This window comes from Mycobacterium sp. NGS19 (assembly GCF_059813155.1).
Window position 1 is genome coordinate 687,976 of record NZ_JCALEB010000002.1, and the last position, 21,187, is coordinate 709,162.

The window sequence follows — 21,187 nt, forward strand, 5'->3', positions numbered from 1 at the left end:
TAAAACCACATATATCCAAATCAACCGCGAACGATTCCACAGGGAACGCAGGTGTATCCGGAAGAACGGCAGCAGGCCATCGCCTCGCTGGTGATGAGTAGGGGGCGGGCGTCAGTGGCCGACCTGGCCCAGGCCTACGACGTCACCACCGAGACCGTGCGTCGCGACCTCGCCGCGCTGGACCGCGCCGGCATCCTGCGCCGGGTCCACGGCGGCGCGGTCCCCGCCCGCGCCCTGCATGTGGTGGAGCCCGGCGTCGTGGAACGCGAAACCACCCGCGCCGGCCACAAGGACGCGATCGCGCGCGCCGCGCTCGACTATCTGCCGGCCACCGGCGGCAGCGTGCTGCTCGACGCCGGGACCACCACCGGCCGGATAGCTGCGCAGCTGCCCACAGACCGCGAGTTCGTCGTCGTCACCAACTCGGTGCCCATCGCAGCCCGGCTGGCCGCCATGCCGTCGGTCACGCTGCAGCTACTCGGCGGCCGGGTCCGCGGCCTCACCCAGGCCGCGGTCGGGGAGCCGACGTTGCGGCTGCTGGACACGCTGCGCGTCGACGTCGCGTTCATCGGCACCAACGGCATCACCGTCGAGCATGGCCTTTCCACCCCCGACAGCGACGAGGCGGCAGTCAAGCGGGCGATGATCCGCGCCGCGAACTACGTCGTGGTGGTGGCCGACTCCTCGAAGATCGGCCGGGAAGACCTGATGAGCTTCGCGCCGATCGACCGGGTCGACGTGCTCGTCACCGACGCCGAGCTGTCCGACGCCGACCGCACCCGGTTCGTCGACCGGGGAGTCGAGGTCGTCGTCGCATGATCGTCACCGTCACCCCGAACCCGAGCATCGACCGGACCGTCACGGTCGACTCGCCACTGGTCCGCGGCGCCGTGCACCGGGTGGCATCGGTAACGGTCGAACCGGGCGGCAAAGGCGTCAACGTCGCGCGGACACTGATGCTGGCCGGTGTCGACGCGCTCGCGGTGCTGCCGGCCGCCGCCGGTGATCCTCTGCTGGCGGCACTGGACGCAATCGGCGTGAGCTACCGCGCGATCCCCTCCGGCGCGGCAGTGCGAATGAACGTGGCCGTGACCGAATTCGACGGCACCACAACCAAACTCAACGAACGCGGGCCGACCCTGGACGCCGCGACGGTCGACGCGTTGACCGCAGCCGTCGTGCAGGCCGCCGAGCGGGCATCGTGGGTGGTGTTGTCCGGGTCGCTGCCGCCGGGCGTGCCGCCCGGCTGGTATGCCGATGTCGTCTCGCTGTTGGCGCCGCTGGCCTGCCGCGTCGCCGTCGACACCTCCGACGAGCCGCTGGCCGCGTTGGCGTCCGCGTTCGCAAGTGCTGCGCCAGATCTGGTGAAGCCGAACGCCGAGGAACTCGCGAGCATCACAGGGTCATCCGCTGTCGCGATGGAAGACGCTGCGGCACAAGGCAATCCAGAGCCGGTGGTCGCGGCTGCCCGCCAGATCGTCGACCGCAGCGGGTGCGCGGTGCTTGCGACTCTTGGCCCTGCCGGCGCCGTGCTGGTCGACCAGACCGGCGCCTGGGTGGCCGCTGCTCCCCCGATCGCCGTGCGCAGCACGGTGGGTGCCGGCGACGCCTCGCTCGCCGGTTATCTCTACGCCGACGCGGCCGGGGCCGACGCACCGGACCGGTTGCGCACCGCCGTCGCCTACGGCAGCGCGGCCGCGTCGCTGCCCGGGTCTGCATTGCCGGCACCGAACGACGTCGACGTCGACGCGGTGACCGTGCACCCGATCGCCCGTCAGCCCGTCAACTAGCACCGAAGGTATCGCCATGCCCGAATCGATCATCAGCCCCGACCTGGTGTTGCTCGACGCCGACGCCGGCGCGGACAAGGAGGCGGTGATCGGCCGGCTCGCCCGGCAACTCGCCGACACCGGGCGCGCCACCGACGCTGACGGTCTGGTCACCGCGATCATGGCCCGCGAGGCGCAGTCGGCGACCGGCTTGCCCGGCGGCATCGCGATCCCGCACGCCCGTTCGCCACACGTGGGCACCGCGTCGATCGGTTTCGCGCGGCTGCAGCCGCCGGTGGACTTCGGCGCTCCCGACGGTCCGGCAGATCTTGTGTTCATGATCGCCGCGCCGGAGGCGGGCGGTTCGGAGCACATGAAGCTGCTGTCCAGCCTGGCTCGCGCGCTGGTGCGGCCTGAGTTCGTCGAGTCGCTGCGCGGGGCATCGAGCCGCGACGACGTGGTGCGGCTCGTCGAGAGTGTGGTGAAGCCGGCACCAGCTGCCGCGGCTCCACCCGCCGAACAGCCTGCGGCACAACGCAAGTCGGTCGTCGCCGTGACGGCGTGCCCCACCGGCATCGCGCACACGTACATGGCCGCCGACGCGTTGTCCGCCGCCGCCAAGCGGGCCGGTGTGACGCTGTCTGTGGAGACGCAGGGCTCATCCGGCAGCACCCCGCTGTCGTCCCAGGAGATCGCCGACGCCGACGCGGTCATCTTCGCCACCGATGTCGGCGTCAAAGACCGGCAGCGGTTCGCCGGCAAGCCGGTCGTCGCCTCCGGCGTCAAGCGGGCGATCAACGAACCGGACCGGATGATCGCCGAAGCAGTCTCGGCTGCAGCCAACCCCGCCGCCGCACGGGTGCAGGCCGCCCCCGGTGACGGAACACCTGAAGCCGCTGCGGCGGGCGGTGTCGGGTGGGGCACCCGAACCCGGCAGATCTTGCTCACCGGGGTGAGCTACATGATTCCGTTCGTCGCCGCGGGCGGTCTGCTGATCGCGTTGGGCTTTTTGTTCGGCGGCTACGAAATCGCCAATACACCAAGCGGTGCCACCGACACGCTCGGCAACATCATCGCCAGAACCAACTCGCTGACCGATCTTCCCGACGGCGGCCTGCTGAAGTATCTGGGCGCTGTGCTCTTCGCGCTCGGCAAGCTGGCGTTCGCATTCCTGGTCCCCGCGCTCGCGGGCTACATCGCGTTCGCGATCGCCGACCGGCCCGGGCTGGCCCCTGGTTTCACCGCGGGCGCGGTCGCAGTGTTCGTGGGCGCCGGGTTCATCGGCGGTATCGTCGGCGGGCTGATCGCCGGGTTCGTCGCGCTGTGGATCAGCAGGCTCACTGTGCCGGAATGGTTTCGCGGCCTGATGCCGGTCGTGGTCATCCCGCTGTTCGCGACGATGATCGTCGGGCTGTCGATGTTCCTGCTTCTCGGCCGGCCGCTGGCGTGGGTCACCACGAGCCTGACCAACTGGCTCAACGGAATGTCTGGAACGTCGGTGATCATCCTCGGCATCATCCTCGGGCTGATGATGTGCTTCGACCTCGGCGGCCCGGTCAACAAGGCCGCATACGCGTTCGCGACCGCAGGGCTCAACGTCGCCGACCCGGCCACCTTGCGGATCATGGCGGCCGTGATGGCCGCGGGAATGGTGCCGCCACTGGCGATGGCACTGGCATCGACCGTGCGGCCTGGATTGTTCACCGAGCCGGAACGCGAAAACGGCAGGGCCGCATGGCTTCTCGGTGCTTCGTTCATCTCCGAAGGTGCGATCCCGTTCGCGGCGGCCGACCCGTTGCGGGTGATTCCGTCGATGATGGCCGGCGGAGCGGTCACCGGTGCCCTCGTGATGGCGTTCGACGTGACACTCAAGGCGCCGCACGGCGGCATCTTCGTGTTCTTCGCGATCGGCAACCTGGTGTGGTTCTTGGTCGCGCTGGCCGCCGGCACCGCTGTGGGTGGCGTCGCAGTGATCTTCGCCAAGCAGTTCATCGGCGCCAAACCGCAGCCGTCGGCGGCCGAACCCGCATTGGCCGCCGCCTGAATCCCCCTGCAAATCAAGGAGAATCGCTCATGTACACGAAGACCGTGATCGTCGGCTCAGCCATCGGGCTGCACGCCCGGCCCGCGGCGATCATCGCCGATGCCGCCGTGAAAGCCGGTGCGCCCGTGACGCTGTCTGTCGACGGCGGCGAACCCGTGGACGCGGGTTCGGCGCTGATGATCATGACGCTGGGCGCGGGCAACGGCGCGCAGGTGACCGTGGCATCCGACGACGAGCAGGCCGTGCAGACCATCGCCGAGCTCGTGGCGCAGGACCTCGACGCCTGACGCTGTTTCATCGCGCCGGCGACGGGTATGCCGGTACGCACCGAGAGGAGATCGCCATGGGTGCCGCCGACAAAGTCCGCAACAAGATCGACCGATTCGCCGGCCGGGCCAAGGAAGCCCTCGGCCGCGCCAGCGGGGACCGCGACATGGAAACGCGCGGCCGCGGCCAGCAGTCGAAATCGCACTTGAAGGACGCCGGCGAGAAGATCAAAGACGCGTTCCGCCCGAAGCGTTAGCTCGCAGCGTCACCTCGCCGAAACAGGCGCCTCCGTGCTGGTTTCGCGCGAGCCACGACCCACCGTTTCACCACGGTCGGCGACGGCCGAATCACCCAGTACCGCACGCACACTCGCGTCGGGCCTCAGGTCCAACCGGCGCAGCAGCTGGGCATTGACGGCCACCACCACGGTGGACATCGACATCAGCAGCGCACCCACCGACATCGGCATCACAAAACCCACCGGCGCCAGCACACCGGCTGCCAGCGGTACCGACAGCAGGTTGTATCCCGCTGCCCACCACAGGTTCTGCTTCATCTTGCGGTAGGTGGCCTTCGACAGTTCGATCACCGACAGCACCGAGCGCGGGTCGGAACTGGCCAGAATGACGCCCGCCGAGGCGATCGCAACGTCGGTGCCCGCACCGATCGCGATCCCGACATCGGCCTGCGCCAGCGCCGGTGCGTCGTTGACACCATCGCCCACCATCGCGACGGTGTATCCCTCGCTTTGCAGTTCGCTGACTTTCGCGGCCTTGTCTTCGGGCCGCACTCGCGCGAACACCCGGTCGATGCCCAGCTCCGCGGCCACCGCATCGGCGACCGCAGGGGCGTCGCCGGTGATCATCACGACACGCAGGCCGAGCCGGTGCAGCGCGTCGACCGCCTGACGGGATTCCGGCCGGATCTCGTCGGCAAGCGCAAGCGCACCCACCACCTCGCCGTCGACCACCACGTGCAGCACGATCGCGCCTTCGCCGTGCCAGGCCGCCGCCTCCGGCAGTTCGTCGAGGCCTGCTTCCTCGAGCATGCGCGGCCCACCGACGCGCACGGTCCGCCCGTCGACCGTCGCGGTGACGCCGACCGCAGGCGCGGACGTGAAGTCGGTCCACCGGGGCAGTGACAACTCACGGCGGCGGGCCTCGTCGACGATCGCGCGGGCCAGTGGGTGCTCGCTGTCGGATTCGGCGGCCGCGGCAAGCGCCAGCACCTGCTCGGCGCTGCCGACCGCCGCAGCGATGCCCGTGACGGCCGGCTCGCCCTTGGTCAGGGTGCCGGTCTTGTCGAACAGCACCGCATCCACCGTGCGCATGCTCTCCAGCGCCAGCCGGTCCTTGACCAGCACGCCGCCGCGCGCCGCGCGCTCGGTGGCGATCGACACCACCAGCGGAATCGCCAGGCCCAGCGCGTGCGGGCAGGCGATCACCAGCACCGTGATGGTCCGGATCACCGCCTGGTCGGGGTGCCCGATGAAACCCCACACGATAGCGGTGATGATCGCCGAGCCGAGCGCGAACCAGAACAGCCCGCCGGCCGCGGTGTCGGCCAGCCGCTGGGCCCGCGACGACGAGTTCTGCGCCTCGGTGACCAGGCGCTGGATGCCGGCGAGTGCGGTGTCGTCGCCGACCGCCGTCACGCGGATGCGCAGACCGGAATCGGTCGCGACGGTGCCGGCCACCACCCGCTCGCCCGGTCCCCGGGTGACCGGGCGGGATTCGCCGGTCACCATCGACTCGTCGATCGCGGCGACTCCTTCGACGATTTCGCCGTCGGCCGGCACGCTGCCGCCGGGTCGCACGATCACCAGGTCGCCGACGCGAAGCTCTGCCGGCGCCACCCGTACGGTCGCGTCGCCGTCGACGCGCTCGGCTTCGTCGGGCAGCAGGGCGGCCAGCGAGTCGAGCGCCGAACTGGTTTGCGCCAACGACCGCATCTCGATCCAGTGGCCCAGCAGCATGATCACGATCAGCAGCGCGAGTTCCCACCAGAAATCGAGTTGATGGCCGAGCACCCCGAGGCTCGCACCCCAGGACGAGATGAACGCCACGGCGATCGCCAACCCGATCAGCAGCATCATTCCCGGTGCGCGCGACCGGATTTCGCTGACCGCGCCGGTGAGGAACGGCCGGCCACCCCAGACGAAGATGACCGTGCCGAGCACGGGCGACACCCAGCGCAGGCCGGGAAGCTCAGGAAGTGAGTAGCCGAGGATCATCGCGAACATGCCCGAGGCGGCAACCGTCGGGATGGCGAGCAGCAGCATGAGCCAGAACAGCCGCCGGTATTGCGCGACGTGATCGCTGTGGTCGCCGTGGCCGCCACCGCAGTGGCCGGCCGAGGCCGCGTTCTCGTGGTGCCGGTGATGCTCGGTCATGCGGTTCACTATACCCCTAGGGGGTATCAGCGCCCGGCACTGCCGGGCAAGGGCGCATTGCCGGTCAGTAGATGATCGGACCGCTGCCCGTCGAGGTGGGCGGTTTCACCGGCCCCACGGTCGGCCGAGAGATCGTCGGCTTGGAGGGTTTGACAGGACCGGCCGACGGCGACGGCGGCGTGGTGGACACAGGCGGCTCCTCGATCACCGACGGCGTGGTGGTCACGGGCGCCGGCGGCTCTGGCTGTTCCGGCGTCGTGGACGGGGTGAACACCGGAGCGGCCGACGTCCCCGACGACGGGCCGGCCGGCGGTGGGGCGACGGACGCGGTCGTCGTGACGGCGGGCGGTGCTTCCGATGGCTGCGCCGTCGGCGGAAGCGTGGTCACGGCGGGGATCGTCGTGGTGAGTTCGTCCGACGGCGGCGGTGCCGCCGGAGGGCCGGGTGGTGACGGCGTGACGACGCGCGGAGCCTGGAGTTGCCCGGTGGGCGGCGGCGCGGGCTTGGTGAGGTTCGCCGGCGCAATGTGCTCGTTGCGCTGGTGAAGCCACGCGATGGTCAGCCCGAGCACCAGAAGCAACGCCAGCGCGGCAAGCGCGGCGGGAAGCGCCGTGCGCCGCGAGAAGAATGTCGGCTCCTCGCCTGCACCGGCTTCGGCGAGTTCCGTCGGCTCGTCGCCGTCAGTGAGCGACGTGCTGGCGCAGGTGAGGTTGACGTGGTCCAGTGTGCGGTCGCGCAACCATGCCGGGGCAGGAATGAACACCGGAACAGCACCCAGCAGCGCGACAGGGTTGACCATTCGCCGCCGCTCCTCGTCGCACACCGGGCACGACTCGATATGGCGCGCAACCCGTTTGCGCATCAGCACCGTGAACTGGCCGTCCCAGCCGGCCAGGATCTCACCCAACTCGGGGCATGCGTCCGGATTGCTGCGCACGCCACGCGACACCAGCAGCGCACCCAGTGAGCGTTCGATGGTGTCACGCAGCCGCTGCGCCATCTTCTTCGCGTTGGCGGCGCTGACGCCCAGTGCCTCGGCAAGTTCGGGACCGTCCAGCCCGTGGCGGTAGGCCAGCTCCAGCACCGCACGGTCACGGTCGGACAGCCCTCCGGCCGCCTCCGCGATCAGGTCCGCGAGCTCACTGCGGGCGGCCAGGGTGTCCGGGCCGGCATCCGTCGACTCGACCTCCGGCAAGTCGTCCGACGCACGTTCGCGGCTGCGCGCGCGGATGCAGCGCAGGCACTCGTTGCGGGCGATCGCATACAGCCACGGCCGCAGCTTGTCGGCCTCCCGGAGTTGCGGAAGCCGCGTGGCCGCTGCACAGAACACGTCCTGCACGCAGTCCGCAGCGGCGTCGCGGTCGCGCAGCATGCCGATGCAGAAGTCGTGCAGCCGGTTGGCGTACCGGTCGTAGATCGTCGCGAACGCGCCACGGTCACCGCCCGCCGCAGCAGACGCCAGTTCGGCGTCGCTGACGAGGTCCCAATCGGGCAGAGCGGTCATCGCGGCGGTCCCCTCTGACTGCGCTTTGATCGTAGTTCGCGACAAGGACACGCTGGAGCCATCTGCAGAAGTTCAATCCGGCTAGCATCCGCTGCATGCTGGCCTCGCTGCGCTCGTCCGCCGGCCGAGCCCGGCAGTGGGCCAGCGCCTCGATCAACCGCGCGGGCTATCTGCGCAAGTGGCTGATCCTCGGTGTCGCGATCGGTGTCATCGCCGGACTCGGCGCCGTCGTGTTCTACCTGGCGCTGGACTACGCGGGCCGCGTGCTGCTCGGCTACCTCGCCGACTACCACATCCCCCAACCCGTCGGTGACGGCGCCGACCCCGGCTCAGCGCGCTTCACCCGGCCGTGGGCGATCCCGCTGGTCACGGTCGCCGGAGCGCTGGCGTCCGCGGTGCTGGTGGCCAAGTTCGCGCCGGAAGCCGAAGGACACGGCACCGACAGCGCGATCGAGGCCGTCCACACCGATCCGCGCGCGATCCGCGGGCGCGCGATCGTCGTCAAGACCATCGCCAGCGCGCTGACCATCGGCTCCGGCGGATCGGGCGGCCGGGAAGGCCCGGCGGCGCAGATCTCGGCGGGCTTCGGCTCGCTGCTCAGCCGCCAGCTCAACCTGACCGACGAGGACGGTCGCATCGCGGTGTCGCTGGGTATCGGCTCGGGCATCGGAGCGATCTTCGGCGCCCCGCTGGGCGGTGCCGTGCTGGCCGCATCGATCGTCTACCGCGACGACTTCGACTACCGCTCGCTGATTCCGGGCTTCATCACGTCGGCCACCGGTTACGCCGTGTTCGGCTCGATCCTCGGCTTCGAGCCGCTGTTCGGTGACGTGGCGTCGTCCTACCAGTTCCACCAACCGCTGCAGCTGATCTGGTTCGCCGTGTTGGGGATCGTCGCCGCGGCAGTGGGCTACCTGTACGCCAAGACGTTCTACGGCACCGTCGCGCTGACCGCGCGGCTGCCCGGCGGCGCTGTGATCAAGCCGGCAGCCGGCGGGCTGGCCGTCGGGCTCCTCGCGCTGCTGCTGCCCCAGGTGCTGTCCAGCGGCTACGGCTGGGCGCAGAAGGCCGCGGCCGCGCAGACGCTGATGGCGATCCCGCTGTGGGTGGTGCTGTTGCTGCCGATGGCCAAAATCGTGGCCACCTCGCTGTCGATCGGCACCGGCGGCTCGGGCGGCATCTTCGGCCCCGGGGTGGTGATCGGCGCCTTCACCGGCGCGGCGATCTGGCGGCTCGCGGACGCCCTGCATGCTCCCGGCTTACCGACCAACCCAGGCGTGTTCGTCGTCGTCGGCATGATGGCGTGCTTCGGCAGCGTCGCGCATGCTCCGCTCGCGATGATCATCATGGTGGCGGAGATGACGACGTCGTTCTCGGTGCTGCCGGGCGCGATGGTCGCGGTAGGAATCGCCTACCTGCTGATGTCGCGTACCGACGTGTCGATCTACCGGGCGCAGCGGCGCAACCGCGAGACCGCCGGCGAAGAGCGCCGCGCCTAGTTAGGCGCTCTTCTTGGCCGACTTCGCTGCCTGCGCTGCGCCTTGCTCGGTCTTCTCGCCCTCGTGGGTCAGCGTGCCGCCCGCGTTCTCCAGGTGCGCTCGCACGAACCACTGGAACTTCTCCAGCTCACCGGCGTGGTCGATCAGCATGTCCTGGGTGACCAGGTCGAGGTCTTCGAGCTTTTCGATGTTCTTGCGGGTGTCTTCGATCACGCCGTTGTACACGAGGTCGAGCGCGGCCAGGTGCGCCTGCACGGTGTCGCGGTCGACGGAGTAGTCGTCCCATGTGCGGTCGTTGATGATCGCTCCCGGCGTGCCCTTCGGCGAGTGGCCCAACGCGGCGATGCGCTCGGCGACCTCGTCGGCGTAGCCGCGCACCAGCGCCACCTGCGGATCGATCATCTCGTGGACGCCGATGAAGTTGGGCCCCACCACATTCCAGTGGATGTGCTTGAGCGTCAGGTGCAGGTCGTTGTACCGGCTGAGCTGCTTTTGGAGCAGTTCGGCGACCTCCGCCCCCTGCTTTTCCGACATGCCCGGAACAGTGAACTGACCCATTGCCACTCCTCGTCCTGCGTTTCTTGACTCGGTCCAGCAAGGGCTACCCATGACGCCCCTGGGGAAAACGAACCATTACAGCTTCGAAAGATTCTTGATCGCCTGCCGCGGGCCGAAACGTTCGTAGCGGGCGAACCCGCTGACCTCCAGCAGCCGGACCACGCGATACCGGTGCGGCCGTAGCGGCTCCAGCAGCGTCACCATCTGCGCGTCGTCGATCGGATATCCGAGCAGCGTGCGACCGATCACCCGGGCCAGGTGGTAATCGCCCACCGACAGTGCGTCGGCGTCTCCGAAGGCGCGTTGCGCGGTCTCGGCGGCCGTCCACACTCCCACCCCAGGCAGCGAGGTCAGCGCCTCGCGGGCCGCGTGCGCGCCGCGCCGGGTCAACCGCTCCAGCGCCGGGGCGCGCTGCGCGCACCCGACGATCGTGCGGGCCCGGCCGGGATCGACGTTGGCGCGGTGGAATTCCCACGACGGGATGCGCCGCCAGACCTCAGCCGACGGCGGCACCCGCATGCGCGCGGGTGCCGGACCCGGCGCCGGTGCGCCGTACTTGGTCACCAGCACCCGCCACGACCGGAACGCGTCCGCGCCGGCGACCCGCTGCTCCACCACCGCAGGAATCAGCGCCTCGAGCACGCGGCCGGTACGGCCCAGGCGCAGATGCGGCGCCTTGCGCCAGGCCGCGGTGATGGTCGGGTGCTGCGGCGCGAATCCGGCCGCGTCGTCGTCGAGGCCCAGCATCGCCGGCAGCGCGTCGGCGAATTCGGCAGCGCCCGCACCCCACGCTTCGCAGTCCACTACGCACGGCGCCGACTTCGTGATCCGGGCCGTCACCGGGCCGCTCGGCATCAGGCTGGTCCGCCAGATCGCTCCGTCGGGCGCCACCACGAAGCACGGATCGCCCCGGCCGCGTCGCAACGGGTCCAGTGTGGCCCGCGGTCGCGCCGGAGCGGGGAACGTGACGCTGCATTCGGATTTGATGAACCAATCGTGACATCCGTTGCGCGGGCTGAGCGATCGGTGCGCCGCTCCGATGTAATGAAGCCTGGTTGTCCGCCAAGGTGACGGGGTAGAAAAGGTCGATGGGGTTCCGGGGTCCGAGCGCGCGGCGGCTCGAGCTGCTCGACGCGCCCGCCGGCGGCGGCTCGGGCGCCGTCTCCGATACCGAGTCTTTCGACGCGTGGTGGGACCGCATCCGCCGCACGGTGCGCACGCACGTCGAGGACTTCGTCGACATGCGATGCGCAGCCGACTTGGCCGGCGCCGGTGTCGACGTGGCCGTCGATGTGTTGGCGCAGTTCGTGTCGGGCGGCAAGTGCCTGCGCTCGACGTTCGCGTATCTGGGCTGGCGATGCGGCGCCGCCGAGGACAACCGCGCGCTGCGCGCTGCGGCCAGCTTCGAGCTGCTGCACGCGTTCGCGTTGCTGCAAGACGACGTGATGGACGGCTCGGCGCTGCGCCGCGGCCGACCCGCGGCCCATGTGCAATTCGGCCACTGGCACCGCGACCGCAAGCTGTCCGGCTCAGCCCGCCGGTTCGGCGAGTCGGCCGCCATCCTGCTCGGCGACTTGTGCCTGGTCTGGGCCGCGCAGATGCTGCGCGAAAGCGGCCTGCCCGGCGAGGCGCTGAACCGCGCCTGGCCGCGGTACGACGCGATGCGCACCGAATTGGCGGTCGGCCAATTCGCGGATCTGGTGAACGACGCGCGGGGACTGCCCACACTGGACGACGTGCTCGACGTGGCGCGCCGCAAGTCCGGCAACTACACCGTGCGCCGCCCCCTGGAAATCGGCGCCACGCTGGCCGGCTGCGACAACGGGACACTGCTGCTGCTCGGCGGCTACGGCGCCGCGGTGGGCGAGGCCTTCCAGTTGCGCGACGACCTGCTGGGGATCTTCGGTTCGACCGCGGTCACCGGCAAGCCCAGCGGCGGCGACCTGTCCGAACACAAGGCCACCAGCGTCGTCGTCGCAGCGCACCGGATGGCCGACCCGACGATCCGCCGCCAGCTCACCGAACTGATGCACAGTGACGAGATCGACGACGACGACATCGCCCGCTGGCGGACGCTGATCGTGGCCACCGGCGCGGTGCAGTGGATCGAGGAGATGATCGACGAGCGGGTCGCCGCGGCGCGTCAGCAGATCGGCGACACCCGGATCGACGAGTCGGTGCGTGCAGCGCTGGCCAATATGGCGACCGTCTGCACCGCGCGGACCGCATGATGATCCGCACCGTCGGAGGGCACGCAGACCACGTCGTCGTGGTCGGCGCGGGCCTGGCCGGTCTCTCGGCCGCGCTGCACCTGGCTGGGCGCGGCCGCCAGGTGACCGTCGTCGAACGGGAGCCGGTTGCAGGTGGCCGGGTCGGTCGCGTCGACGCGCGCGGTTATCTGCTGGACACCGGCCCGACAGTGCTGACGATGCCCGACATCATCGACGACACATTCGCCGCGGTGGGTGAAAGTTGTTCTGCCCGATTGGATTTGGTTCCAGTTCAGCCGGCCTATCACGCCGCGTTCGCCGACGGCAGCGAGCTCGACGTGCACACAGAGGCGGGTGCTATGACCGCCGAAGTCGAAGCATTCGCCGGCCCGGACGCGGCCGCCGGCTATCTGCGGCTGCGCGAATGGCTGACTCGGCTGTACCGCACCGAATTCGACGGCTTCATCGCCGCCAACTTCGACTCACCGCTGGGCTTGCTCACGCCGCAACTCGCGCGACTGGCAGCGCTCGGCGGCTTTCGTCGGTGGGCACGGGTGGTGCAGCGGTTCATCGACGACGAGCGGCTGCGGCGGGTGTTCACGTTCCAGTCGCTGTATGCCGGCGTGCCGCCGCACCGGGCGCTGGCCGTGTATGCGGTGATCGCCTACATGGATACCGTTGCCGGCGTTTACTTCCCGCGGGGTGGAATGCGGGCGCTGCCCGACGCGCTCGCCGCGGCGGGCGCTGCCGCCGGTGTACGGTTCGAGTACTCGTCGGCCGTCACCGCGCTGGAGACGTCCGGCGACCGGGTCAGCGCCGTCCACACCGAGCGCGGCAGCCGCATCACCTGCGACGCCGTGGTGCTGACCACCGAACTGCCGCAGACGTACCGGCTCCTCGGTCGCACACCGCGCCGGCCGTTGCGGCTGCGTCCGGCGCCGTCGGCCGTGGTCGCCCACGTCGGCTGCGTCGCAGTGCAATCCGGTGCACACCACACCATCCTGTTCGGGCACGCGTGGGAACAGACCTTCGACGACATCATCCGCACCGGCCGACCGATGACCGATCCGTCACTGCTGGTGACCCGGCCCACCGCCACCGACGCATCTTTGGCGCCGCCGGGTCGGGATCTGCTGTACATCCTGGCTCCGGCGCCGAATCTTGCTCGCGGACAAGTGGATTGGGACACCATGGCTGACGGTTACGCCGCACGCCTGCTCGACACCGTGCGGGGCAGACTTCCCGGTGTCGGCGACGACGCCGAACTGCTGCATCTGGTGACTCCGGCCGATTGGGCCCGGCAGGGCATGCTGGCGGGCACGCCGTTCGCCTTGGCGCACACGTTCGCCCAAACCGGGCCGTTCCGGCCTGCCAACACCGTTCGCGGAGTGGCCAACGCGGTGCTCGCGGGTTCGTCGACGGTGCCGGGTGTCGGGGTGCCCACCGCGTTGCTGTCAGGGCGGCTCGCGGCCGACCGGATCACCGGACCGCTGCAGCAGCCCGCACGAAGGATCATCGCTACCGAAGGCAGCAACGCATGATCCGGTCCGAGCTCGACGCAGCAGGGGTGACGCAGCCGCGGCTGCGAATGGCCTATTGCCGCTGCCGCGACCTGAACGCCCGCCACGGCCGCACATTCTTCTTGGCCACCCGGCTGCTGACACCGGCGCAGCGGCCCGCCGTGCATGCGTTGTACGGGTTCGCCAGGCTGGCCGACGACATCCTCGACGACCTGAATTCGCCGCTCGACACCGAGGCGAAAGAGGCGGGGTTGCAACGCCTTTCGGATCTCTTCTTCGAAGGCGGCACCGCCGACGACGAGGAGACCGACCTGGTGCTCACGGCGGTGCGCCACACCGCGGCGTTCTACGGCATCGCCCCGGAACTGTTTCGCGACTTCTTGGCTTCGATGCGGATGGACCTGACGGTCACCGATTATCCCGACCGCGCGGCGCTCGAGCGCTACATGCACGGCTCGGCGGAAGTCATCGGCTTGCAGCTGCTGCCGGTCCTCGGCACGGTCGGCCCCGCCGACGAGGCGGCTCCCTACGCCGCGGCGCTGGGTCAAGCGTTTCAGCTCACCAACTTCCTGCGTGACGTCGACGAAGACTTGGCCAGAGAGCGGGTCTACCTGCCGGCCGACGAGCTCGCCGCGTTCGACGTCGACCGCGAGTTGTTGACGTGGTGTCACCAACACCGGCGCACTGATCCACGGGTGCGCCGGGCGCTGTCGGCACAGCACGACATCACCCGCGGCATCTACCGGTTCGCCGCCGACGGCGTGCAGATGCTGGCGCCGTGGTCGCGGCCGTGCGTGGCCACCGCACTGACCCTGTACTCGGAGATCCTCGACTGCATCGAGGCGAGTGACTTCGCGGTGTTCAGCCATCGCGCCCGGGTGGGCACCGCGCGTCGGCTGCAGGTGGCCGGTGGTGGGCTGATCCAGGCGTGGCGGGCGAGGCGCGGGCAGGCCGCGTAGCCGTGGACCGATGGCAGTACCTGCTGGTGCTGGGCGCCTGCCTGCTCGTCACCGCGCCGCTCGAGTTCTTCGGTCCCGGCGTATATCGCCAGCCGTTGCGCACCGTTCGGTCGGTGCTGCCGGTGGCGTTGCTGTTCGTCGTCTGGGATGCGCTGGCGGTCGCGGCGCACGTGTGGACGTACAACCCGCGCTACATCACCGGAGTTCACGTCGGCTTCGGCATTCCGCTGGAGGAATTACTGTTCTTCATCGTGATCCCGTTGTGCGGCTTGCTCACCTACAACGCGGTGACGGCGATGCTCGGCCGGCTCAGGCGCCGCTCGTGAGCGGGCTGGGCTACACGCTGCCCGCGGTGGTCGCGGTCGCCGCCGTCGTCGCGCTCGAGGTGGTGGTGTGGCGCACCGGGCTGTTCCGCAAGGGCGCGTACTGGCTGTCCATGTCGATCGTGCTCGGCTTCCAGATTCTCGTCGACGGTTGGCTCACCAAATTGAGCGCACCGATCGTCGTCTACGACGACGCGCACACCGTCGGCGTCCGGTTTCCGTTCGACATTCCCGTCGAGGACTTCCTGTTCGGGTTCGCGTTGGTGACGGCGGTGCTGTTGCTCTGGGAGCGGCAACGTGACAGTCGGTGACGCCGGCCTGCCGCGCGACGCGGTGCCTTCGGCGTTCGACGTCGGCGCACAGGCCTATGACCGCATGGTGGGTGCCAATCCCGGCTACCACGAGCATCTGCGAATCTCGGTGCAGCGCATGCGCATTCCGAACCGCGGGCGCGGATTGCGGCTGCTCGACGCCGGGTGCGGCACCGGCGCGTCGACGGCCGCGCTGGTCGCCGCGGCACCGGAAGCTCAGATCGTCGCGGTCGACGCGTCGGCGGGGATGCTGCGTGAGGCGCAAGCCAAGACGTGGCCATCGTCGGTGCGGTTCGTCCACGGCCGCATCGAAGACCTCGCCGACCTCGGCGTCACCGGCCCGTTCGACGGCATCCTGGCGGCCTACCTGGTGCGCAACCTGGCCGACCCCGACGCGCAGCTGAAGCGCTTTCTGACGTTGCTGCGGCCGGGCGGAACTCTTGCGGTGCACGAATATTCGGTACGCGATTCGCGTGCGGCGACGCTGACGTGGAGCGCGGTGTGCTGGGGCATCATCATCCCGTCGGGTTTCCGGCACACCCGCGACACTGCGCTGTACCGGCACTTGTGGCGCAGCGTGCTGGCGTTCGACGGCGCCACCCAGTTCCGCCGCCGGCTGGCCGACGCGGGGTTCGTGGCCGTGCACAGCGAGACGATGACGGGCTGGCAGCGCAACATCGTCCACACCTTCCTGGCCGACGCTCCTCATGACTAGCAACGGTTTTCGTGATTCGCGCCGGGTGACGCATGCCGCCGCGCCGGGCTTGCCGAACGCGGATTCACTGACGTCGAGACCGCACGCGGTGGTGGTGGGTGCGGGAATTGCGGGTTTGGCCGCAGCGACGGGACTTGCCGAGCGCGGCGTGAGCGTCGAGGTGCTGGAGCGACAACGGTATCTCGGCGGCCGGGTCGGCGGGTGGTCCGAGGCGCTGCCCGACGGCACTTCCGTCGCGATGAACCGTGGCTTCCATGCGTTCTTCCGCCAGTACTACAACTTGCGAAACCTGTTGCGGCGCACCGATCCGGCGCTGAGCCAACTGACCGCCGTCGACGACTACCCGCTCGTCGATGCCCAGGGCCGCCGCGACACTTTCCGTGGACTGCCGCGCACCCCGCCGTGGAATGCGCTGTTGTTTGCCCTTCGCAGCCCCACGTTTCGGCTACGGGACCTCGTCGCGCTCGACGCCCGCGCCGCCGCACCGCTGGCTGCGGTGTCGGTGCCGGACATCTACCACCGCCTCGACGACGTCGACGCCGAAACGTTTCTGCACCAGATCAACTTTCCCGACGCAGCGCGGCACCTGGCGTTCGAGGTGTTCTCCCGCAGCTTCTTCGCCGAGCCCGCGCAGCTGTCAGCAGCCGAGCTGGCGACGATGTTCCACATCTATTTCCTCGGCTCGAGCGAGGGCTTGGTGTTCGACGTCGCCGGCGCCAACTTCGACACCTGCCTATGGGAGCCGTTGCGGAAATATCTGTCCGACCGGGGTGTGCAGTTCCGCACCGGAGTGTCGGTGTCGTCGATCGGCACCGACGGCCCCAAAGCGTTTCGCGTGCATGCTGATTCGATCGACCCGGTCGACGCCGACGCTGTCGTCCTTGCCCCCGACGTCAGCGGGCTGCGCGCGATCGTAGGTGCGTCACCGGATCTCGGCGACGAAGTGTGGCGCGAGACGGTGGCGGCCCTGGGGACGGCGCCGCCGTTCGTCGTACAGCGGCTGTGGCTCGACCGCCCGGTGAAGCCGCAACGGCCGGCGTTCCTCGGCACCGGGGGGCTGCCGCCGCTGGACAACATCAGCGTGCTGAACCGCTATGAGCGCCAAGCAATCGACTGGTCACACCGCCACGGCGGCGCCGTCGTCGAGCTGCACTCGTATGCCGTGCGCGACCGCGACGGGCTGACGGAGCGGTTGCTCACTCGGCTGCACGAGTTGTACCCGGAGACCTGCGACGCCAGGGTGGTCGCCGAACGCACCTTGTGGCGCGACGATTGCCCCCGGTTCGCTCCGGGCGATTTCGCCCGCCGGCCGCAGGTCACCACGCCACATCCTCGGCTGATGCTCGCCGGCGACGGCATCCGCATCGACCTGCCGGTGGCGCTGATGGAACGCGCGGCCACCACCGGGTTCACCGCGGCCAACAAGCTGCTGGCCGGCTGGGGGCTGGCCGGGCACCCCCTGCACACCGTGCCGACGCAGGGCCGCATTCCGCTGCTGCGCCGCCTGGCGGGTGGTAGGCAACAAATGGTCGTGAGAGGGCAGAGCTCGCCGTGAAGTGGCCGAAAAACCTTCCTATTCAACTACTCCCGCGAACGCAGTGGGCGCAGCAGGAACCCACCTACCGCGACGCCGAACCGGCGATCATCGACGCGGCGCTGCGGCGCACACATCAGCGGCCGGCGGGCAACTGGTACGCGTTTGCCGCCAGCACCGGCGTGCACAGCCGGCGCCCGTTCGGCACGACGGTCGCCGGGGTGGAGATCGTCGCGTGGCGCGACAGCAACGGCGGGCTGCACGTCGGCCCCGCCACATGCCCGCATCTCGGCGCCGATCTGGCCACGGGAACGGTGGACTGCGGCGCGCTCGTCTGCCCGTGGCACGGGCTGCGCCTCACCGGCAACCGGGAGTTCGGATGGAAGCCGCTGCCGAGTCACGACGACGGCGTGCTGGTGTGGGTTCGACTGGACCGCATCGGCGGCGAGGAGCCCACCCCGCAGCCGGTAATTCCGTTGCGCCCCAATGGGATTCGGCTCGACGCGGTGACGCGGCTGGTCGGTATCTGCGAGCCGGACGACGTCATCGCCAACCGGCTCGACCCGTGGCACGGCGCGTGGTTCCATCCATACTCGTTCACGCGCCTCGAAGTTCTCAGCGCGCCACCGCCGGACGCCGACGACGACACCGACCGCTTCCTCGTCGCCGTAACGTTCAAGATGGGCCGGTTCGGCGTACCGGTGATTGCGGAGTTCACCAGCCCGGAGCGGCGCACGATCGTGATGCGGATCGTCGACGGCGAAGGCGCCGGCAGCGTGGTCGAGACGCACGCGACACCGCTGGGCGCAGGGCCCGACGGGCGCCCGCGCACCGCGGTGATCGAGGCAGTGATCGCCCACTCGGACCGGTCAGGTTTCGCCCGGACCCGCCACGTCGCCCCGATCATCACGCCGCTGATGCGGTACGCCGCCACGCGGCTGTGGCGCGATGACATCGCCTACGCCGAGCGCCGCTACCACGTGCGCACCCGAGCGCGCGATCTCCACCGCCGAATGTGAGCTGACGGCGAAAATCTTCGCGATTTTTCGCAACCCACGCACGCTCGGCGCACCGGTGGCTAGCCGACGGTGATCTCGGCCTTGTCGGGATAGAACGCCACGTGGCCGGCGATCGCGGCCACCGCCTCATACGGGTGCTCGTACGTCCAGATCGCATCTTCGACGGTGCCCGCAGAGGTCACCACGCTGTAGTAGCTCGCGTCGCCCTTGAAGGGGCAGTACGTCGCGGTGTCAGTGCGCCGCAGCAGGTCACGGTTGACGTCGCTGCGCGGGATGTACTGGACGGGCGGATACGTCGACTCCTGCAGCGTCAGCGCATTGTCCGTCTCGGCCACCACCTCCCCGTTGACGCGGACGGTGACGTGTCCGACGGTCGGGGTGACCGTGATCGGGTGGCGGGCGCTCGGTTGCAGACGCGGCTTGCTCATAGGACAGTCAACGCCGGACCGGGCGTAAGATTCCCGGGCAAGCCCAGCTGGAGAACGGCTAACCCGCCCTCGATTTCCTGGCCGCCGCCCGCAACTCGACCCAGAACCGCGCCGCGGCGCGAATCGAATCCTCGACCGGCTGCGGCTGCCAGCCCAGCTCCCGTACCGCCTTGCTGTGGTCGAGTGGTGCTTCGGCCCGCATCAGCCTCAGCGACCGCAGGGTCAGCATCTCGCGGCTGCCGCGGCGCGACTTGAGGCTGCCCATCGTCGCCATGCCGTAGAGCACCGGCAGCGGCACGGATCGGCGGGGCACCGGCGCACCGGACGCCTCGGCCGCAATCCGCACGATCTCCGCGTTGGTCATCATCTTCTCGGAGACGATGTAGCGCTCGCCGTTGCGGCCGCGTTCGGCAGCCAGAATCATGGCCCGCGCCGCATCGTCGACGCCGACGACCTCCAGCGCGATGCCGTTCATCACGAACGGCACCTTCCCGAATGCGGCGCCGGCGATCATCGCGCCGTGCGGCGTCATCGCCCAGTCGCCGGGGCCGTAGGTGGTGGACACGCACATCGCGACCGCGGGAAGCCCGTCGTCGGCGGCATAGCGCAGCACCAACTGCTCGGCCTGCAGCCGCGACAACACGTACGGGCCCAACGACCGCCGCCAGTGCAGCTGGTCCTCCTCGGTGGCGACGTGCCCTCGGCGGCGGCCGATCGTCACGTAGCTGCTGGTGAACACGAACCGCCGCAGCGGCATCGTGCGAGCCACCTCGAGCACGTTGCGGGTGCCCTCGACGTTCGTCCGGAACAGCGGCGCGGGATCCCGCAGCCACGCGCGGGTGTCCACCACGCAGTAGTAGACGACGTCGCAGCCGCTCATCGCCTCGCGCAGTACCTCGGTGTCGAACACGTCGCCGTAAAACCGTTGCACCGCAAGGTCGTCGATGCCTTTGGTGTTCGCGCCGCTGCGCACCATCGCGCGCACGTCGGCGCCGCTAGCCACCAGCTGGCGGGTGACGTGGCTGCCCAGGAATCCGTTCGCGCCGATCACCAGAGCCGTCGTCATCGGTATTGCTCCATCCAGCGGGCCGCCTCGTCGGGCAGCGTGCCGAGCTCTTGTGCCTTGCGGCACCACTTCATCGTCGCCTTGACGAACCGCAGCGGGTTGTAGACGTCCTCTTGGCGGCGCCACAGCCCGTCGCCGGCGTAGGTGATGATCGAAATGTTCGTGGCGCTGATGATCGTGCCGTCACCGGGATCGGCCATCGGGTTGTCGAGCTCCATGATGATCCGTCCCGTCGGCTCGTCGACCACCGACCACAGCGTCGGAAACGCAGTCATGTAGCTGCCCGGGAACGTCGTCATCGTCTTCCAGATCCACTCCCGCACTTCGTCGCGGCCGCGCATCGTGCCGGCGGCATGCTCCACGTATTCGACGTCTGCGGTGTACTGCTGCACCCACGGGTCCCAGTCGCGGGTCTCGGCGGCCCGCGCCACGGTCTGCTCGAAGTGCTCGAACGCCGCCGTCAACTCGGCGCGGCCAAAACCGGTCACAGCTCAAAACTAGAACACGTTCTACCAGCGTTGTCGAGGGGCGACCCATCGGTGTAAGGAGGAGCCATGACCTACAAGAAGGCGATACTGGCCGGCGGGTGCTTCTGGGGCATGCAGGAGCTGATCCGCAAGCAGCCCGGGGTGGTCAGCACGCGCGTCGGCTACACCGGCGGCGAGAACGCGAACGCCACCTACCGCAACCACCCCGGTCATGCCGAGGCCGTCGAGATCACCTACGACCCAGAGCAGACCGATTTCCGCACGCTGCTGGAATTCTTCTTCCAGATACACGACCCGACCACGAAAAACCGGCAGGGCAACGACGTCGGCACCAGCTACCGCTCGGCGATCTTCTACCTCGACGACGAGCAGAAGCAGATCGCCCTGGACACCATCGCCGACGTCGAGGCGTCTGGTTTGTGGCCCGGCAAGGTCGTCACCGAGGTGACCCCGGCGAGCGCCTTCTGGGAAGCCGAGCCGGAACACCAGGACTATCTGCAGCGCTATCCCAGCGGGTACACCTGCCACTACGTCCGGCCGGGCTGGAAGCTGCCCAGGCGGGCCAGCAGCACTAAGTAGTC

22 protein-coding genes are annotated in these 21,187 nt (G+C 69.5%); 15 read left to right on the top strand and 7 right to left on the bottom strand.

The annotated features are described in order from the left end of the window. Window positions 1-51: 51 nt before the first annotated feature. The 5 genes from AC5Y4N_RS08690 to AC5Y4N_RS08710 are packed head-to-tail and all read left to right on the top strand — an operon-like array spanning window position 52 to window position 4,336. Entirely contained in the window at window positions 52-819 is a 768-nt protein-coding gene (locus AC5Y4N_RS08690) for a DeoR/GlpR family DNA-binding transcription regulator (protein WP_499904767.1), read from the top strand. Then, on the top strand, window positions 816-1,790 hold the full coding sequence (locus AC5Y4N_RS08695; protein WP_499904763.1) for a 1-phosphofructokinase family hexose kinase: 975 nt from the start codon (window positions 816-818) through the stop codon (window positions 1,788-1,790). Before AC5Y4N_RS08690 ends, AC5Y4N_RS08695 begins: the two co-directional genes overlap by 4 nt. Before the next feature lie 16 nt (window positions 1,791-1,806). Beyond that, window positions 1,807-3,813 (top strand): PTS fructose transporter subunit IIABC, encoded by a 2,007-nt coding sequence (locus AC5Y4N_RS08700; protein ID WP_499904758.1) that lies wholly within the window; start codon window positions 1,807-1,809, stop codon window positions 3,811-3,813. 29 nt (window positions 3,814-3,842) lie between these two features. Further along, entirely contained in the window at window positions 3,843-4,100 is a 258-nt protein-coding gene (locus tag AC5Y4N_RS08705) for an HPr family phosphocarrier protein (RefSeq protein WP_499904755.1), read from the top strand. Window positions 4,101-4,156: 56 nt separating this feature from the next. After that, window positions 4,157-4,336 (top strand): CsbD family protein, encoded by a 180-nt coding sequence (locus AC5Y4N_RS08710; protein WP_499904752.1) that lies wholly within the window; start codon window positions 4,157-4,159, stop codon window positions 4,334-4,336. A gap of 9 nt (window positions 4,337-4,345) precedes the next feature. Here the strand turns inward: AC5Y4N_RS08710 and AC5Y4N_RS08715 are convergent, their stop codons facing one another. Together AC5Y4N_RS08715 and AC5Y4N_RS08720 are read right to left on the bottom strand one after the other, a co-directional pair. Then, entirely contained in the window at window positions 4,346-6,472 is a 2,127-nt protein-coding gene (locus tag AC5Y4N_RS08715; protein WP_499904749.1) for a heavy metal translocating P-type ATPase, read from the bottom strand. Between the two features lie 64 nt (window positions 6,473-6,536). Next, window positions 6,537-7,976, bottom strand: a complete 1,440-nt coding sequence (locus AC5Y4N_RS08720; protein WP_499904746.1) for an RNA polymerase sigma factor — start codon at window positions 7,974-7,976, stop codon at window positions 6,537-6,539. Between the two features lie 95 nt (window positions 7,977-8,071). On the opposite strand from AC5Y4N_RS08720, the gene AC5Y4N_RS08725 reads away from it, so the two are divergent. Further along, on the top strand, window positions 8,072-9,475 hold the full coding sequence (locus AC5Y4N_RS08725; protein ID WP_499904743.1) for a chloride channel protein: 1,404 nt from the start codon (window positions 8,072-8,074) through the stop codon (window positions 9,473-9,475). Here AC5Y4N_RS08725 and AC5Y4N_RS08730 read toward each other — a convergent pair whose 3' ends face one another. Together AC5Y4N_RS08730 and AC5Y4N_RS08735 are read right to left on the bottom strand one after the other, a co-directional pair. Continuing rightward, window positions 9,476-10,033, bottom strand: coding sequence for a Dps family protein (locus AC5Y4N_RS08730; protein WP_499904740.1), 558 nt, complete (start codon window positions 10,031-10,033; stop codon window positions 9,476-9,478). It abuts the gene before it with no gap. Between the two features lie 75 nt (window positions 10,034-10,108). Next, window positions 10,109-11,020, bottom strand: coding sequence for a DNA-3-methyladenine glycosylase family protein (locus tag AC5Y4N_RS08735; RefSeq protein WP_499906268.1), 912 nt, complete (start codon window positions 11,018-11,020; stop codon window positions 10,109-10,111). 101 nt (window positions 11,021-11,121) lie between these two features. Here AC5Y4N_RS08735 and AC5Y4N_RS08740 point away from each other — a divergent pair, with 101 nt between their 5' ends. From AC5Y4N_RS08740 to AC5Y4N_RS08775, 8 genes are read left to right on the top strand one after another with little or no spacing between them, the layout of a single operon-like run. Then, window positions 11,122-12,264 carry a polyprenyl synthetase family protein gene (locus AC5Y4N_RS08740; protein WP_499904738.1) on the top strand — a complete coding sequence of 381 codons (1,143 nt, stop codon included), beginning with the start codon at window positions 11,122-11,124 and terminating at the stop codon, window positions 12,262-12,264. 2 nt (window positions 12,265-12,266) lie between these two features. Next, the gene (crtI, locus tag AC5Y4N_RS08745) at window positions 12,267-13,784 is read left to right on the top strand and encodes a phytoene desaturase family protein (protein WP_499906266.1); all 1,518 of its coding nucleotides are present in this window, start codon (window positions 12,267-12,269) and stop codon (window positions 13,782-13,784) included. Beyond that, entirely contained in the window at window positions 13,781-14,722 is a 942-nt protein-coding gene (locus AC5Y4N_RS08750) for a phytoene/squalene synthase family protein (protein WP_499904735.1), read from the top strand. Before crtI ends, AC5Y4N_RS08750 begins: the two co-directional genes overlap by 4 nt. Window positions 14,723-14,724: 2 nt before the next feature. After that, a complete protein-coding gene (locus tag AC5Y4N_RS08755) occupies window positions 14,725-15,048 on the top strand; it encodes a lycopene cyclase domain-containing protein (RefSeq protein WP_499904731.1) in 324 nt (107 codons plus the stop codon). Continuing rightward, window positions 15,045-15,356 carry a lycopene cyclase domain-containing protein gene (locus tag AC5Y4N_RS08760; RefSeq protein WP_499904728.1) on the top strand — a complete coding sequence of 104 codons (312 nt, stop codon included), beginning with the start codon at window positions 15,045-15,047 and terminating at the stop codon, window positions 15,354-15,356. Before AC5Y4N_RS08755 ends, AC5Y4N_RS08760 begins: the two co-directional genes overlap by 4 nt. After that, window positions 15,343-16,071, top strand: coding sequence for a class I SAM-dependent methyltransferase (locus AC5Y4N_RS08765; protein WP_499904726.1), 729 nt, complete (start codon window positions 15,343-15,345; stop codon window positions 16,069-16,071). Before AC5Y4N_RS08760 ends, AC5Y4N_RS08765 begins: the two co-directional genes overlap by 14 nt. Beyond that, window positions 16,064-17,626, top strand: coding sequence for an FAD-dependent oxidoreductase (locus AC5Y4N_RS08770; protein ID WP_499904724.1), 1,563 nt, complete (start codon window positions 16,064-16,066; stop codon window positions 17,624-17,626). Before AC5Y4N_RS08765 ends, AC5Y4N_RS08770 begins: the two co-directional genes overlap by 8 nt. Further along, a complete protein-coding gene (locus AC5Y4N_RS08775; protein ID WP_499904720.1) occupies window positions 17,623-18,624 on the top strand; it encodes a Rieske (2Fe-2S) protein in 1,002 nt (333 codons plus the stop codon). Before AC5Y4N_RS08770 ends, AC5Y4N_RS08775 begins: the two co-directional genes overlap by 4 nt. 59 nt (window positions 18,625-18,683) lie before the next feature. On the opposite strand, the gene AC5Y4N_RS08780 is transcribed toward AC5Y4N_RS08775, so the two are convergent. Genes AC5Y4N_RS08780 through AC5Y4N_RS08790 form a run of 3 tightly spaced genes read right to left on the bottom strand, consistent with a single transcriptional unit; the run spans window position 18,684 to window position 20,606 of the window. Next, entirely contained in the window at window positions 18,684-19,052 is a 369-nt protein-coding gene (locus AC5Y4N_RS08780; protein WP_499904717.1) for a DUF427 domain-containing protein, read from the bottom strand. A 58-nt stretch (window positions 19,053-19,110) separates the two neighbouring features. After that, window positions 19,111-20,118 (bottom strand): NAD-dependent epimerase/dehydratase family protein, encoded by a 1,008-nt coding sequence (locus tag AC5Y4N_RS08785; protein WP_499904714.1) that lies wholly within the window; start codon window positions 20,116-20,118, stop codon window positions 19,111-19,113. Further along, window positions 20,115-20,606: a nuclear transport factor 2 family protein gene (locus AC5Y4N_RS08790; protein WP_499904712.1), complete on the bottom strand. Its 492-nt coding sequence runs from the start codon at window positions 20,604-20,606 to the stop codon at window positions 20,115-20,117. The genes AC5Y4N_RS08785 and AC5Y4N_RS08790 overlap by 4 nt, the downstream gene beginning before the upstream one ends. Before the next feature lie 66 nt (window positions 20,607-20,672). On the opposite strand from AC5Y4N_RS08790, the gene msrA reads away from it, so the two are divergent. Continuing rightward, complete coding sequence (gene msrA / locus AC5Y4N_RS08795; RefSeq protein ID WP_499904709.1) at window positions 20,673-21,185, top strand: peptide-methionine (S)-S-oxide reductase MsrA; 513 nt, start codon at window positions 20,673-20,675, stop codon at window positions 21,183-21,185. The last annotated feature ends 2 nt before the right edge of the window (window positions 21,186-21,187 follow it).

What these genes read in the sequence shown, in the direction of transcription:
- AC5Y4N_RS08695 (WP_499904763.1), top strand. Translation starts at nt 816, where the DNA reads ATGATCGTCACCGTCACCCCGAACCCGAGCATCGACCGGACCGTCACG.
- AC5Y4N_RS08700 (WP_499904758.1), top strand. Translation starts at nt 1,807, where the DNA reads ATGCCCGAATCGATCATCAGCCCCGACCTGGTGTTGCTCGACGCCGAC.
- AC5Y4N_RS08705 (WP_499904755.1), top strand. Translation starts at nt 3,843, where the DNA reads ATGTACACGAAGACCGTGATCGTCGGCTCAGCCATCGGGCTGCACGCC.
- AC5Y4N_RS08710 (WP_499904752.1), top strand. Translation starts at nt 4,157, where the DNA reads ATGGGTGCCGCCGACAAAGTCCGCAACAAGATCGACCGATTCGCCGGC.
- AC5Y4N_RS08715 (WP_499904749.1), bottom strand. Translation starts at nt 6,472, where the DNA reads ATGACCGAGCATCACCGGCACCACGAGAACGCGGCCTCGGCCGGCCAC.
- AC5Y4N_RS08720 (WP_499904746.1), bottom strand. Translation starts at nt 7,976, where the DNA reads ATGACCGCTCTGCCCGATTGGGACCTCGTCAGCGACGCCGAACTGGCG.
- AC5Y4N_RS08725 (WP_499904743.1), top strand. Translation starts at nt 8,072, where the DNA reads ATGCTGGCCTCGCTGCGCTCGTCCGCCGGCCGAGCCCGGCAGTGGGCC.
- AC5Y4N_RS08730 (WP_499904740.1), bottom strand. Translation starts at nt 10,033, where the DNA reads ATGGGTCAGTTCACTGTTCCGGGCATGTCGGAAAAGCAGGGGGCGGAG.
- AC5Y4N_RS08740 (WP_499904738.1), top strand. Translation starts at nt 11,122, where the DNA reads ATGGGGTTCCGGGGTCCGAGCGCGCGGCGGCTCGAGCTGCTCGACGCG.
- AC5Y4N_RS08750 (WP_499904735.1), top strand. Translation starts at nt 13,781, where the DNA reads ATGATCCGGTCCGAGCTCGACGCAGCAGGGGTGACGCAGCCGCGGCTG.
- AC5Y4N_RS08770 (WP_499904724.1), top strand. Translation starts at nt 16,064, where the DNA reads ATGACTAGCAACGGTTTTCGTGATTCGCGCCGGGTGACGCATGCCGCC.
- AC5Y4N_RS08780 (WP_499904717.1), bottom strand. Translation starts at nt 19,052, where the DNA reads ATGAGCAAGCCGCGTCTGCAACCGAGCGCCCGCCACCCGATCACGGTC.
- AC5Y4N_RS08785 (WP_499904714.1), bottom strand. Translation starts at nt 20,118, where the DNA reads ATGACGACGGCTCTGGTGATCGGCGCGAACGGATTCCTGGGCAGCCAC.
- msrA (WP_499904709.1), top strand. Translation starts at nt 20,673, where the DNA reads ATGACCTACAAGAAGGCGATACTGGCCGGCGGGTGCTTCTGGGGCATG.